The following is a 13,737-nucleotide window of genomic DNA, read 5'->3' as shown; positions in this document are numbered from 1 at the left end:
GACCCCGGGTCCGAGGGAGGGCGCACATGTCGACGGTGGTGCGGGGTCTGCGGGAGGCGCTGGTGCTCTTCGTGATCGCCGCGGTGGTGATCGCCGCGGCGGTCGGCATCTGGGTGGCCGTCGGCGGCGGCGACTTCACGCACCGGGTGGGAGTGGCGTTCATGATCGTCGGTGCCGTGATCGGGATGACCGGTGACCTGACGCTGAGCCGCATCGGCATGCTGCCGGCCCGGTCCACGTTCGGCCTGGCGCCCGAGCGGGAGGACGGCGGCGGCGGGCGGGTGCTCACCGGCGTCGGCATCTTCCTGTTCGTCTCGGTGCCGCTGATCGTCGTCGGGGCGCTGCTGATCACCTGAGCACGTTGCCGGCCGTCGCCGGACCGGTCAGTCCTCCGGCGAACCGGGACTCACGAGACCCGTCTCGTAGGCGACCACCACCGCCTGGACCCGGTCGCGCAGACCGAGTTTGGCCAGGATCCGGGCGACGTGGGTCTTCACCGTCGCCTCGGACAGGTGCAGCGCCTCCGCGAGTTCGGCGTTGCTCAGGCCGCCGGCCAGCAGGCGCAGGACCTCCGTCTCGCGCCGGGTCAGCGTGGCCAGGTCGCGGTGCACCGCCGCCGTCTGCGGGTCACGGCGGGCGAAGCGCCGCACCAGGCGGCGGGTGATCGCGGGCGCGAGCAGCGCGTCCCCGTCCTGGACCAGGCGTACGGCCGCGACCAGGTGCTCCGGCGTCACGTCCTTGAGCAGGAAGCCGCTCGCCCCGGCGGCGAGCGCGGCGTAGACGTACTGGTCCAGGTCGAACGTGGTGAGGATGATGACCCGCGGCGCCGCGACGGCCCCGGTGAGGATGCGGCGGGTGGCCTCGAGACCGTCGAGCTCGGGCATGCGCACGTCCATGAGCACCACGTCGGGTCTGGTGCGGCGCACCGCGTCCACCGCCTCCGCGCCCGTCGCCGCCTCGGCCACCACGTCCACCCCGCCGGCCGTGAGGATCATGCGGAATCCGGTACGGACCAGCGCCTGGTCGTCGGCGACCACCACTCGTACCGTCATGTCGCCTCCCACGGGATCAGGGCCTCGACGTGGTAGCCGGCGCCCGGCCGCGCGCCGGCACGCAACGTCCCACCGTAGACGGCGAGCCGCTCCCGCAGCCCGATCAGGCCGCGCCCGCCCGTCGTGCCGGTCGCGGCCGGTACGACGGGCTCGGTGTTGCCGACCTCGATCCGCAGACTCTCCGGCGCGTACTCGACGACGACGGTGCCGGCGGCGCCCGGCGCGTGCCGGACCATGTTGGTCAACGCCTCCTGCACCACCCGGTAGGCCGTCAGCCCGACACCGGAGGTGACCGGCCGGCGCTCGCCCGAGACGGTCAGGCCCACCGGCACGCCGGCGGCACGCATGCGTTCGACCAGTTCGGGCACGTCGTCGATGCCGGGCTGGGGGTCCTCCGGGTCGTCCGGTTCGGACTCGGCCAGCAGGCCCATGACGTGCCGCAGCTCGGTGAGCGCGGACCGGCCGGTCGACTCGACGGCGAGCAGCGCCTCCCGTGCCTGATCCGGTGCGGCGGCGAGCACCGTCCGGGCGGCGCCGGCCTGGATGACCATCACGCTGACGTGATGCGTCACGACGTCGTGCAGTTCGCGGGCGATGCGGGCCCGCTCACCGGCGACCGCGTCGCGCAGCGCCTGCTCGTGGGCGCGGGCCTCGGCGGTGAGCCGCTGCCGGTCCTCGCCCGCCCGTCGCCGCCACACGTGGTGGCCGCCCGCGGCGGCGACCAGCGGAGCCAGCACGACGAACGGAAGACGGTCCGCGGGCACCGTGACCACCATCAGCTCCCGCAGGCCCAGGGCGAGCAGCGCCACCACCGGGACCGACGCCAGCACCGGCAGCCGGTACGGGCTGTGCGCCGCCGCGCTGTAGACGGCGACGAGGCAGGTCAGCACCACGCACGGGAACAGGGCCGGCTGCCGGTCCCCGTCGGTCACCAGGACCAGTGACGCGGCGGCCGTCGTGGCCCAGAGCACCGCGAGCGGATGCCGGCGGCGCAGCACCAGCGGCGCGCACATGACGAAGACCAGCAGCAGCGCCCCGAGCGTCGACCCGGGTGGCGCCGGCTGCACCTCCGGCGGGACCGCCACCGGCGGCAGCGGCAGTGGCGGCGGCAACGGCGGGGGCGGGACGCCGACGTCGTCGGTGGCGGCCTGGAAGCACACCAGCCCGAGCACACCCGCCAGCGCCGCGTCGAGCAGCAGCGCCCGCCAGCCCGGCCTCGGCAGCGGTCCGGTCGCCACGATGCCTCTCACGAGCCACATTCTCGCCGCCGCACGCCGGCCGGGGCATCGGTCACGGTGTGCACTGCGACTACATCGCAGGGATGACCCCGGACGAAGATCCACCTCCGGCGGTACGGCAGTGCGTCGCCGGACCGATGCCCCGACCTGCGGCCCGCACCTAACGTCACGGCGTCCAATCGACCGGCCCGACCACAAGGGGCGACACATGACCGATCCGGTGATCGACGTACGCGGGGTGACCCGCCGCTACGGTGAGGGGCCGCCCGCACTGCACGACGTGTCGCTGACCGTCCGGCCCGGCGAGTGCGTGGCAGTGCTCGGCCCGTCCGGCAGCGGAAAGTCCACGCTGCTCAACCTGCTCGCCGCGCTGGACCGGCCGGACGCCGGCACGGTGACCGTCGCGGGCACCCGGCTGGAGAGGCTCGGCGAGGCCGCGTCGGCCCGGTTCCGGCGCGCGCACGTGGGCCTGGTCTTCCAGTTCTTCAACCTGCTCGACGACCTGACCGTGCTGGACAACGTCCTGCTGCCCGCCCAACTGGCCGGCGCCCCGGCCCGCGCGTCGCGCGCACACGCGGCCTCCCTGCTGGACTCGCTCGGCATCGCCCGGCACGCGCAGGCGTACCCGGGACGCCTCTCCGGCGGTGAGCGCCAGCGCGTCGCCGTCGCCCGCGCCCTGATCAACCAGCCCGCGCTGCTGCTGGCCGACGAGCCGACCGGCGCGCTGGACACCGCCTCCGGGGAGGACGTCCGGCGCCTGCTCGACGAGCTGCACCGCAGCGGCCAGACGATCGTGCTCGTCACCCACGACCTGCGGCTGGCCGAGGCGTCCGCCGGCCGGACGATCCGCCTGCGCGACGGCCGGGTCGAGGTGCGACGGTGAGCGGGCTCGGCCGGGTCGTCCGGTCCGGCGTACGGCGCCGCCGGGTGCAGACAGTCGTCGTCGGCCTGGTCACCGCCGCCGCCGTGACCGCCACGGTGCTCGGCGGCGGGCTGCTCGTCGCGTCGCAGGCGCCCTTCGACGACGCGTTCGCCGCCCAGCGGGGAGCGCACCTGACCGTGCGGGCGGACTCCGGTGCGGTGACGGAACCGCAGCTCGCCGCGTCGGCCTCGGCGCCGGGCGTGGTTGCCGCCGCCGGCCCGTACCGGGTGCTGGTGGTCGCCTTCACGGAGCGCGGCGGGATGCGGACGCCGCCGCTGACAGTCGTCGCCCGCGCCGATCCCGGCGGTCCGGTCGACCGGATCGAGCTGGCCGGCGGGCGGTGGCCGGCCGGTCCGGACGAGATAGTGCTGAGCGGCGGCGCCGTCCGCGTGCCGCCCGGCTCCCGCCTGACCACACCCGGCGGCGCCGAGTTCACGGTGGTCGGTACGGCCCGGTCGATCAGCGACACCGCCGGGGCCTGGGTGCTGCCGTCCGCCGTCGGCGTACTCGACGGGCCGGACACGGCGGACGGGTACCAGATGCTCTACCGGTTCACGGACGCACGCACCCCGACGGAGGTCGCGACCGGCCGGGACGCCGTGGTCGCCACGTTGCCCGCCGGCGCGGTCACCGGCGCCCGATCCTGGCTCGACGTACGGCAGCAGGCCGTCGAGGACGCGGCCGTCTTCGTGCCGTTCCTCGTCGCGTTCGCGCTGCTCGGCATCGTGATGGCGCTGCTGGTGGTCGGCACTGTCGTCGCCGGGACGGTCGGTGCCGCCACCCGCCGGATCGGCATCCTCAAGGCGCTCGGCTGCACCCCCGCGGGTGTCGTCCGCGCGTTCGTCGCGCAGACGCTGCTCCCGGCCGCCGTGGGTGCCGTCGCCGGAACGGTCACCGGGAACCTCCTCGCGCTGCCGGTACTGGCCGAGACCGAGGAGATCTACGGTTCGGCGAACACCACCATCGCCTGGTGGGTGACCGTCCTGGCCACCGGCGGGGTGCTGGCAGTGGTGACGCTGACCGCGTGGGCGGCCGCGCTGAGAGCGGGCCGGCTCCGCACCGTGGACGCCATCGCTGTCGGACGGGCGTCCGGTCCGGCGCGGGGCCGCTGGGCGTCGCGGCTGGCGGCGCGGCTGCCGGTGGCCCGGCCGGTCGGCCTCGGCCTGGCCCGCCCGTTCGCCCGGCCGGCCCGCACGGTCGCGATCCTGCTGGCGGTCGCGACCGGCGCGGCGGCGATGACGTTCGCGACCGGGCTCGCCGCGTCGCTGCTGCGCATCCAGACCGCGCTCACCCAGGACGTCGCGGACGTCACGGTGACCGGCGACCCGGACGCCGGACCGGTCGCCGCTCCCACCGCCGATCCGGCCGCGGTGCTGGCGGCGATCGACGCGCAGCCGGGCACCCGCGCCCGGTACGGCCGCACGCAGGCACCGGGCACCGTCGCGGGCATCGCCGATCCGGTCTCCGTCACGACGATCACCGGCGACGCGGCGTGGGACGGCTTCGAGATGGTGTCCGGACGCTGGTTCGCCGCACCCGGCGAGGCCGTCGTCGGCGGACCCCTGCTGAGCGCCACCGGAGCGCGGATCGGTGACACCGTCACGGTCCGGATCGAGGGCACGCCGGTACGCCTGCGCATCGTCGGCGAGGTGTTCGAGTCCGTCATGGCGGTGTTCACCGGTACCGCCACGCCCACCGGCCGGAATCCGTCCGAGTACCGCGTCGCGCTCGCCCCGGACGCCGACGCCGGCGCCTACGCGCGGGCGCTGACCGGCGCACTCGCCGGCCGGGGCCTCACGGCGCGGCCGAGCGGCGGGGAGACCGACCCGCTCCTGCTGGTCGTGGAGGGGCTGACCGCCACGCTGACCCTGCTGCTGCTCGCGGTGGCCGCGCTGGGCGTGCTCAACATGCTCGTGCTCGACCTGCGCGACCGGGTCCACGATCTCGGTGTGCACAAGGCGCTCGGCATGACGCCGGGCCAGACGATCGCGATGGTGGTCGCGTCGGTCGCCGCCGTCGGTCTGGTCGGCGGGCTGCTCGGCGTACCCGCGGGTGTGGCGATGCACCGGCTCGTCGTCCCGACGATGGCCGCCAGCGGCGGACTGCACCTGCCGGAGGCGCTGCTCGACGTGTACGGGCCGTTTCTCCTGACGGCGCTGGCGCTGGGCGGGCCGCTGACGGCACTGCTCGGAGCGCTGCTGCCGGCCGGGTGGGCGGCCCGGACCCGGACCGCGACGGCACTGCGGAGCGAGTAGCGCCCCGGCGGTTCCACGGGTGTCGGTGGGGCCGGTTATGGTCCCGGCACACTGCGGGCGATCAAGGAGACGGTGTGCGCAGATTCGAGTTCGTGGGCGGCGGTTCGGCCAAGTTCTGGGAGGTCGGGCAGCGCGAAGCGACGGTGACGGTCCGCTATGGATCGATCGGCGCGCAGGGCCGCACCCAGGTCAAGGAACTGGGTTCGCCGGCCGAGGCCGCCGCGCACGCCGACCGGCTGATCGCGGAGAAACTGCGCAAGGGGTACGCCGAGACGACAGTCGCGCCGTCCACGGGGCAGGACGGAGCGCCCGCCGCCGAGCCGGCCGCACCGAGCCGCGATCCGGAAGCGACCGGTGCCGATCCGGCCGGTGCTCGTGCGGCCGGTAGCGGCCCGGCCGGGGCGCAGTCGGCCACGTCGCCTGCCGGCGAGCTGCCGGACGAGGACGCGTTCGAGGTTCCGGCCGGCTGGCGGCGGATGCTGGTCCCGCGCCGGGGTGGCACGCCGGGCACGGCCCTGCCGAGCGCCGCGAAGGGCCGTGCCGCCGGGCGGAAGGTGCTGGACGCGGTGGCCGTCCCGGTCGCCGCCACCGCGCGGGCCACCGACGATCCGGAGCTGGGCCCGGCGCTGCGCGGCTACCTGGACGGCGAGCCCGGCCCGCTGGGCGGGGCCGCGCTGGTGGCGGCAGCGGCGGTGGCGCTCGGCTATCACGCGCGCGACCAGCAGGGGGTGGCCCTCGCCGACCTGCTCGTCGCCGATCTCGGCCCGGTCGGCGCGGCGGTCGCCGCGACCGGGCAGATCACCGTGGCGGCCACCGGGTCGGCGTCGCCGCTTCTGCTGCACCGCACCGAGGCGGAGAAGTCACACAACTACGGCCACTGGCGTCTGCGCCAGTCCGTGCTGCGCCGCGTCCGGGCGCACCTCGCGGCGGCCGGCGACGCCGACTACGCCGCCGCCCGCGCGGCGCTGGTCCCGTACCGGTCCGGGTCGCTGGCGACGCGGGCGGTCACCTCGTTCCTGCTGCCGACCGAGCGGGAGTGGGTGGCCCAGGACGTCGCCGACGTGGCGCGCGACGGGGGCCCGTTCCTCGCCGAGTTGCTGCTCGCCGCGGTCGACGACGTGGACGCGATCCACGCCCTCGCCGGGCACCTGCAGGTCTACCGGCTGATGTACGACCCGGCGCCGATCGTCACCGCCACCACCGCGGTCGGGCCGCCCGTCGCGCCGGTGCTGGCCGGGTGGTTCGACCACGAGCACACCGGCGCGGACGGGCGGCAGCGGCTGGTGTCGCTGCTGGCGGCCCTGCCCGGCGACGAGCCGATGACGGCGCTGCTCGACCGGCTGGACCGCAGGTACGTCCCGCCCGCGGTGACGGAGATGCTGCGCCGCTTCCCGGTGCGCGGCGTGCGCCTGCTGTCCGCCGCCGCCGAGGGGCGCAGCCCGGCCGCGCGGGAGGCCGCCACGTTGCTGCGCGCGCACGTGCTGGCCAACCCGGCGGCCGTCGAGGCCGCGCTGCCGGCGCTGGACCCGGCGCGGCGGGAACGGGTCGAGCGGATCCGCGACGACGCGTCCGCGCTGCCGGTCGCCGCGCCGGACCGGCTGCCGCCGGTGCTGGTGACGCCGCCCTGGTCGGTCCGGCGCCCACGAGCCAACCCGCCGGTGGTGGACGGGCTGGAACGGCCCGCCGGGTCCGCCATGGCCTGGCTGCCGGGGGAGCGGGAACGGTGGGCCGCAATCGTGCCCGGCTGGGCCGGTCACTGGCACGGGAACGACCTGGGCGCACTCGCCACCGAGGTCGCCGCCGGGCGGGCCGGGTCGTACGCGGCGATCCACTTCTTCGTCCGGGCCACCGAGGAGCTGGCCCGGCCGCTGCTGCCGTCCTGGCGGCCCGACGAGTCCTGGGGCGCCGACCGGTGGATGCTGCGCCTCGCCGGCCGGTACGAGCTGGACGCGCTGCCCACCGCGCTGCACCTGGCCCGCAGCGCGCCGAAGAGCGTCGGCGAGGTGCTGCTGCCGTACGCCGACGGTGAGGTCGCCGACCTGATGGCCGACTGGCTCGACCGGCTCAAGACGGTACGCCCGACCGCCCGGGCCTGGCTGCGGCGGCACCCGGAGTACGCCACGCGGGCGCTGCTGCCTGCGGCCCTGGGCGCGCCCGGCCCGCGTCGCCGGGCCGCCGAGCGGGCGCTGCGCCTGGTCGCCGCGGAGCACCGTGGTGTGCTCCTCGGTGTGGCCCGGGAGCACGGCGAGGAGGCGCTCGCCGCCGCCACGGCGATGCTCGACGCCGACCCGCTGGCCCAGCTCCCGGCCCGGATGCCGAGCCTGCCGGCCTGGCTGGACCCGGCGGTGCTGCCGCAGGTGCTGCTGCGGGACCGCTCGGCGGCGCTGCCCGCCGACGCGGTACGCCACCTCTGCACGATGCTCGCCATCTCCTCGCCCGGCGAGCCGTACCCGGGGGTGGAGATCGTCCGCGCGGCGTCCGACGCCGACTCCCTGGCGGAGTTCGCCTGGGCGCTGTTCGAGAGCTGGCAGAGCGCCGGCGCGCCGTCGAAGGACGGCTGGGCGTTCACCGCGCTGGGCCTGCTCGGCGACGACTCGACCGCGCGGCGGCTCGCGCCGCTGGTCCGGGCCTGGCCCGGCGAGAGCCAGCACACCCGGGCGGTGACCGGCCTGGAGGTGCTGGCGCAGATCGGCACCGACGTGGCGCTGATGCACCTCTACGGCATCTCGCAGAAGGTGAAGTTCCGGGGCCTGCGGGAGCAGGCGGCACGCAAGGTCACCGAGGTCGCCGACGGGCTGGGCCTGACGCCCGAGCAGCTCGGCGACCGGCTGGTGCCCGACCTCGGCCTGGACACCGACGGCAGCCTGGTCCTCGACTACGGGCCGCGCCGGTTCACAGTCGGCTTCGACGAGCAGCTCAAGCCGTACGTGGTGGACGGCACCGGCGCCCGCCGCAAGGATCTGCCCAAGCCCGGCGCCCGGGACGACGCGACGCTGGCGCCCGCCGCGCACAAACGCTTCGCCGGCCTGAAGAAGGACGTGCGTACGCTCGCCGCCGACCAGATCCGCCGCTTCGAGGCGGCCATGGTGACCGGGCGGCGCTGGCCGGTCGCGGACTTCCGCCGCTACTTCCTGTCCCACCCGCTGCTCTGGCACGTCGTCCGCCGACTGGTCTGGGCCACGGTGGACGACGCGGGGACGGTGGGCGCCGCGTTCCGGGTGGCCGAGGACCGCACGCTGGCCGACGTGGACGACGAGACGTACGCGCTGCCCGACGACGCCACCGTCACCATCGCGCACCCGCTGCACCTCGGCGCGGCGGTGCCGGCCTGGGCGGAGGTCTTCGCCGACTACGAGATCCTCCAGCCCTTCCCGCAGCTCGGGCGCGAGGTGCACCGGCTGGACGCGGCCGAGCGCGGTGAGGCGCTGCTGCACAGGCACATGGGCGTCACGGTCCCGGCCGGGCGGCTGCTCAGCCTGGAACGGCGGGGCTGGCGACGCGGCGCCCCGCAGGACGCCGGCATCCAGGGCTGGCTGGAACGTGACGTCCCCGGCGGCCGGGCCGTGGTGATCGACCTCGACCCCGGCATCGCAGTCGGCGTGGTGGACATGTTCCCCGACCAGAAGATCGAGGCGATCTGGGTCAACGACGTGCCGCAGGGTGACTGGTTCCGGCGCGGCGGCAAGGTCCGCCTCGGCGACCTGGACGACGTCACCGTCTCCGAGGTGCTGCGCGACCTGGCGGAGGTGACCCGGTGACCGCGCTCGACCCGGCCGCCGAGCGGGCCCAGCGGCCGCCGGCCGAGGTCCGGTACGCCGTCGAGCTGGCCGCGCTGGCCGCCGACGACGGTGACCCGCGCCCGCCGGGCTGGCGGCTGAGCCTGCGCGCCGCGCGGCGGTTCATCCTCGGTGACCCGGCGGCCGGGATCCGGCGCAAGTTCGTCGGCGACCCTTCGCTGATCGACCGGGCGCTGGTGGCGCTGGCGACCAGCCGCGGGCTGATGCTCGTCGGCGAGCCCGGCACCGCCAAGTCGCTGCTGTCGGAGCTGCTCGCCGCCGCGGTGAGCGGCGACTCCACGCTCACCATCCAGGGCGGCGCGGCCACCACCGAGGACCAGATCCGCTACTCGTGGAACTACGCGCTGCTGGTCGCGGACGGCCCGTCCCCGCGCGCGCTGGTGCCGGCGCCGCTGCTGCGCGGCATGGCCGAGGGGCGGGTGGTCCGGTTCGAGGAGATCACCCGCTGCCCGCTGGAGGTGCAGGACTGCCTGCTCTCCCCGCTGTCGGACCGCGTGCTCGCCATCCCGGAGCTGCCGGGCGCCGACGCCATGGTGTTCGCGCGTGAAGGGTTCAACGTGATCGCCACCGCGAACACCCGGGACCGCGGCGTCAACGAGATGAGCGCCGCGCTCAAGCGGCGGTTCAACTTCGAGACCGTCTTCCCGATCCCCGACCTCGGCACCGAGCTGGAACTGGTCGAGGCGGAGGCGGGCGAGTTGCTGCGCCGTTCCGGCGTGACCACGCCGCCCCGGCGCGACCTGCTGGAGGTGCTGGTCACCACGTTCCGGGAGTTGCGGACCGGGGTCACCGAACGCGGCGACGCGATGGAGCGGCTGTCGGCGGTGATGAGCACCGCGGAGGCGGTCTCGGTGGCGCACGCGGTCGGGCTGCGGGGCTGGTTCCTGCGCGGCGAACCCGGCGACGCCGCCGACCTGGTCGCCTGCCTGGCCGGCACCGCCGCGAAGGACGACGCGGAGGACCTGGCCCGGCTGCGGCGCTACCTGGAACAGCAGGTGTCCCGCCGCTCCGGTGCGCAGTGGCGGGCGGTGCACGACGCCCGGCACCTGCTGCCCGGGTGAGCGCCACCGGGGCGCCCGGCGGCGTCACGTTCCTCGGCGTCCGGCACCACAGTCCAGCCTGCGCCCGGCTGGTGGCGGCCACCGTGGCCCGGCTGCGTCCGGCGTACGTGCTGGTGGAAGGGCCGGCGGACCTGAACGGGCGGATGGACGAGCTGCTGCTCGGCCACGAGCTGCCCATCGCCGTGTTCACCGCGCACCGCGACGGCACGCGGCGGCACGCCTCCTGGAGCCCGTTCTGCGCGTACTCGCCGGAGTGGGTGGCGTTGACCGCCGGCCGGGAGGCGGGCGCGCAGCTGCGCTTCATCGACCTGCCCGCGTGGCATCCCGCGCTGGCCGACCGCACCAACCGGTACGCCGACGCCGACCAGCGGTACGCCGAGGCGGTACGCCGGCTCTGCGCCACGCTGGCAGTGGACAACGTGGACGCGCTCTGGGACCACCTGTTCGAGATCGGCCCGGACGACGGGCTGGCCGAGCGCCTCGACACGTACTTCGACGTGCTGCGCGGCGAGTCGGCGGCGGGGGATGACGACACCGCCCGCGAGGCGTACATGGCCCGCTGGGTCCGCGCCGCCCGGCGCCGGGCCGCCGGCCGTCCGGTGCTGGTGGTGACCGGCGGCTTCCACCGTCCCGCCCTGGTCCGGCTGACCGCCGACGGTGACGGGGCGGACGACGACTGGCCGGAGGTCCCCACTCCCGCACCGGACGCGGTGGCGGGCAGCTACCTCGTGCCGTACTCGTTCCGGCGGCTCGACGCGTTCGTCGGCTACCAGTCCGGCATGCCCTCCCCGGCGTACTACCAGCGGGTCTGGGAGGACGGTCCGCGCCGGGCCGCGGAGGCGCTCACCGAGGCGGTGGCGGCCCGGCTGCGGACCCGGCGGCAGCCCGTCTCCACCGCCGACCTGATCGCCGCCCGGAGCATGGCCGGCGGCCTGGCCCGGCTGCGCGGCCACGCCCACCCGGGCCGGGTCGACGTGCTCGACGGGCTGGTGTCCGCGCTGGTCACCGACGCGCTCGACCAGCCGCTGCCGTGGGCGACCCGGGGCACCCTGGCACCCGGCGCGCATCCGGTGGTGGTGGAGATGGTCGCCGCGCTCAGCGGCGACCGGGTGGGCCGCCTGCACCCGGACACGCCGCTTCCGCCGCTGGTGCACGACGTCGACGCCGAACTGGAACGGCACCGCATCGACGGGCGCGAGCCGGTCGAGCTGGACCTGACCGACGCGGACGACCTGGCCCGCAGCCGCCTGCTGCACCGGCTGCGGCTGCTCGACGTACCCGGCCATGCCCGCGAGAGCGGCCCGCGGGTGGGTGCTGACGCGCTGCTCACCGAACGCTGGTCGCCCGCCCCGTCGGCGGGCCGGCTCGCCCGGGTGATCGAGGCCGGCGGGTACGGCCCGACCGTCCTCGACGCGGTCACCGCCCGGATCGAGGAGCGGGTGACGCTGCTCGGCGCGGACGTGGACGCGCTCGCCACGACGCTGTTCGACACCGCGCTGGCCGGGCTGCCCGAGCACTCCACCCGCACGCTCACCGCGATCGCCCGCGCCGCGGGCGGGGTCACCGACCTGCGGGCGCTGGGCCGGGCGCTGGCCGTGGCACTGGCCCTGTGGCGGCACGACCGTCTCCTCGGCAGCGCCGGGACCGCACCGCTCGGCGCGCTGATCACCGCCGCCGTACGCCGGGCGCTCTGGCTCGTCGAGGGCGTGCGCGCGGTGGCCGCGCCGGCCGACCCGGGGCGGCTCACCGCGCTCGTCGCGGTCCGGGACGCGGTCCGCCACGCCGGTCCGGCGCTGGGGCTCGACCGGGACGGCGCGCTGGCAGTGGCCGGGCGGGTGGCGGGCGACGCGGCGGCCCCGCCGGACCTGCGCGGCGCGGCGCTGGGCCTGGCCTGGTCGCTGGGCGACGTGCCGGACGCCGCCCGCGCGGTCCGGGCCGTGGCCGCGCCGGACACGCTCGGCGACTGGCTGGGCGGGCTGTTCGCGCTGGCCCGGGAGGAGGTGGTCAGCGGCGACGCGGCGCTGTTGACGGTAGTGGACGAACTGCTCGCCTCGATGGGCGCGCACGACTTCCTGGTGGCGCTGCCGGCGCTGCGGCAGGCGTTCGGCTGGTTCCCGCCCCGGGAACGGGCCGAGGTGGCCCGGCACGTGCAGGCGCTGCACGGCGGCGACGCGCCGCCCGGTGACCTGCTGCGGCTGGACGCCGATCCGCTGCTGGTGGCCGCCGCCCGCGCGGTGGAGGAACGGGTCGACGCGGTGCTGACCCGGGAAGGGCTGTGGGAGGGGGACGGGACGTGAGCGACCCGATGCGGGAACGCTGGCGGCTGGTGCTCGGCGACGCCGCGCAGGACAGCCTGGGCGGCCTGTCGGCCGAGGCGGCCGGCCGGGACGCCGCGCTGGACTGGCTCTACGGCCGCGACGCCGAACTGGGCCGCCGCGACGTGCGGCGCGGCGGGTCCGGCGCGTCCGCCCTGACCACTGTGGACTGGCTGGACGGGATCACCCGGCTGTTCCCGAAGGAGACGGTGCAGCGGCTGGAACGCGACGCGGTCGAGCGGTACGGCATCCACGAGGTCGTCACCGACCCGGCGGTGCTGGCCCGGGTCGAACCGAACCCGGCGCTGCTGCGCGCGGTGCTGCGCACCAAGCACCTGATGGACCCGGAGGTGCTGCGGCTGGCCCGCAGGCTGGTCGAGGCGGTGGTGCGGCAACTGGTCGAGCGGCTGGCCGCCGACGTCCGGCAGTCGTTCTCCGGGCCCCGGGCGCGCCGCCCGAGCCGGTTCCGGCAGGCCCGCAACTTCGACGTCCGGCGCACCATCCGGGCGAACCTGGCGCACTGGCGGCCGGACGAGCGCCGGCTGCACGTACGGCAGCCGCACTTCTTCTCCCGGACCCGCCGCCACCTGGACCGCTGGCAGGTGATCCTGCTGGTGGACCAGTCCGGTTCGATGCTCGGCTCGGTGATCCACGCCGCGGTGACCGCCGCCTGCCTGTGGGGGCTGCCCGGCGTACGGACCCACCTGGTCGCCTTCGACACCGAGGTCGTCGACCTGACCTCCGACGTGGACGACCCGGTGGAGCTGCTGATGAAGGTGCAGCTCGGCGGCGGCACCGACATCGCCCGCGCGGTCGCGTACGGCGCGCAGCTCGTGGAGAACCCTCGCCGCGCGATCGTCGCGTTGGTGTCCGACTTCTACGAGGGCGGCGACGCCGGGCGACTCGTCCGGTCGGTGAAGCAACTCGTGGAGCAGGGCACGCACGTGCTGGCCCTGGCCGCGCTGGACGAGGAGGCCGACCCGGCGTACGACCGGGCCACCGCGCAGCGGCTGGCCGACGTGGGCGCTGCGGTCGGCGCGATGACGCCGGGCGAGCTGGCGGCGTTCGTGGCCGAGCACGTCGGCCGGTAGGGAGAC

9 protein-coding genes are annotated in these 13,737 nt (G+C 76.2%); 7 read left to right on the top strand and 2 right to left on the bottom strand.

All coding sequences use genetic code 11. The annotated features are described in order from the left end of the window. Nucleotides 1-26 precede the first annotated feature (26 nt). Nucleotides 27-356, top strand: a complete 330-nt coding sequence (locus ACN27D_RS33420; protein ID WP_091043629.1) for a hypothetical protein — start codon at nucleotides 27-29, stop codon at nucleotides 354-356. Nucleotides 357-383: 27 nt separating this feature from the next. Here ACN27D_RS33420 and ACN27D_RS33415 read toward each other — a convergent pair whose 3' ends face one another. Continuing rightward, nucleotides 384-1,052, bottom strand: coding sequence for a response regulator (locus ACN27D_RS33415; protein ID WP_421500919.1), 669 nt, complete (start codon nucleotides 1,050-1,052; stop codon nucleotides 384-386). After that, a complete protein-coding gene (locus tag ACN27D_RS33410; protein ID WP_421500918.1) occupies nucleotides 1,049-2,311 on the bottom strand; it encodes a sensor histidine kinase in 1,263 nt (420 codons plus the stop codon). Before ACN27D_RS33410 ends, ACN27D_RS33415 begins: the two co-directional genes overlap by 4 nt. A gap of 187 nt (nucleotides 2,312-2,498) precedes the next feature. Between ACN27D_RS33410 and ACN27D_RS33405 the strand changes: the two genes are divergently transcribed. The 6 genes from ACN27D_RS33405 to ACN27D_RS33380 all read left to right on the top strand — a co-directional run bounded on the left by ACN27D_RS33405 (nucleotide 2,499) and on the right by ACN27D_RS33380 (nucleotide 13,731). Continuing rightward, complete coding sequence (locus ACN27D_RS33405; protein WP_421500917.1) at nucleotides 2,499-3,173, top strand: ABC transporter ATP-binding protein; 675 nt, start codon at nucleotides 2,499-2,501, stop codon at nucleotides 3,171-3,173. Beyond that, nucleotides 3,170-5,467, top strand: coding sequence for an FtsX-like permease family protein (locus ACN27D_RS33400; protein WP_421500916.1), 2,298 nt, complete (start codon nucleotides 3,170-3,172; stop codon nucleotides 5,465-5,467). Before ACN27D_RS33405 ends, ACN27D_RS33400 begins: the two co-directional genes overlap by 4 nt. A 74-nt stretch (nucleotides 5,468-5,541) precedes the next feature. Then, entirely contained in the window at nucleotides 5,542-9,225 is a 3,684-nt protein-coding gene (locus tag ACN27D_RS33395; RefSeq protein ID WP_421500915.1) for a DUF4132 domain-containing protein, read from the top strand. Continuing rightward, nucleotides 9,222-10,325 carry an ATP-binding protein gene (locus ACN27D_RS33390; RefSeq protein ID WP_421500914.1) on the top strand — a complete coding sequence of 368 codons (1,104 nt, stop codon included), beginning with the start codon at nucleotides 9,222-9,224 and terminating at the stop codon, nucleotides 10,323-10,325. The genes ACN27D_RS33395 and ACN27D_RS33390 overlap by 4 nt, the downstream gene beginning before the upstream one ends. Beyond that, complete coding sequence (locus tag ACN27D_RS33385) at nucleotides 10,322-12,622, top strand: DUF5682 family protein (protein ID WP_421500913.1); 2,301 nt, start codon at nucleotides 10,322-10,324, stop codon at nucleotides 12,620-12,622. Before ACN27D_RS33390 ends, ACN27D_RS33385 begins: the two co-directional genes overlap by 4 nt. Continuing rightward, a complete protein-coding gene (locus ACN27D_RS33380) occupies nucleotides 12,619-13,731 on the top strand; it encodes a VWA domain-containing protein (RefSeq protein ID WP_421500912.1) in 1,113 nt (370 codons plus the stop codon). The genes ACN27D_RS33385 and ACN27D_RS33380 overlap by 4 nt, the downstream gene beginning before the upstream one ends. Nucleotides 13,732-13,737 lie beyond the last annotated feature (6 nt).

It is taken from the genome of Micromonospora sp. WMMD1274 (assembly GCF_049179035.1).
Taxonomy (GTDB): Bacteria; Actinomycetota; Actinomycetes; order Mycobacteriales; family Micromonosporaceae; genus Micromonospora; species Micromonospora tulbaghiae.
Note: the sequence above shows the minus strand (reverse complement) of the source record. Positions and strands in the feature narration are given on the sequence as shown.

Excerpts from the sequence above, each read along its gene's own strand:
- ACN27D_RS33420 (WP_091043629.1), top strand. The coding sequence starts at position 27 with ATGTCGACGGTGGTGCGGGGTCTGCGGGAGGCGCTGGTGCTCTTCGTG.
- ACN27D_RS33405 (WP_421500917.1), top strand. The coding sequence starts at position 2,499 with ATGACCGATCCGGTGATCGACGTACGCGGGGTGACCCGCCGCTACGGT.
- ACN27D_RS33410 (WP_421500918.1), bottom strand. The coding sequence starts at position 2,311 with ATGTGGCTCGTGAGAGGCATCGTGGCGACCGGACCGCTGCCGAGGCCG.
- ACN27D_RS33415 (WP_421500919.1), bottom strand. The coding sequence starts at position 1,052 with ATGACGGTACGAGTGGTGGTCGCCGACGACCAGGCGCTGGTCCGTACC.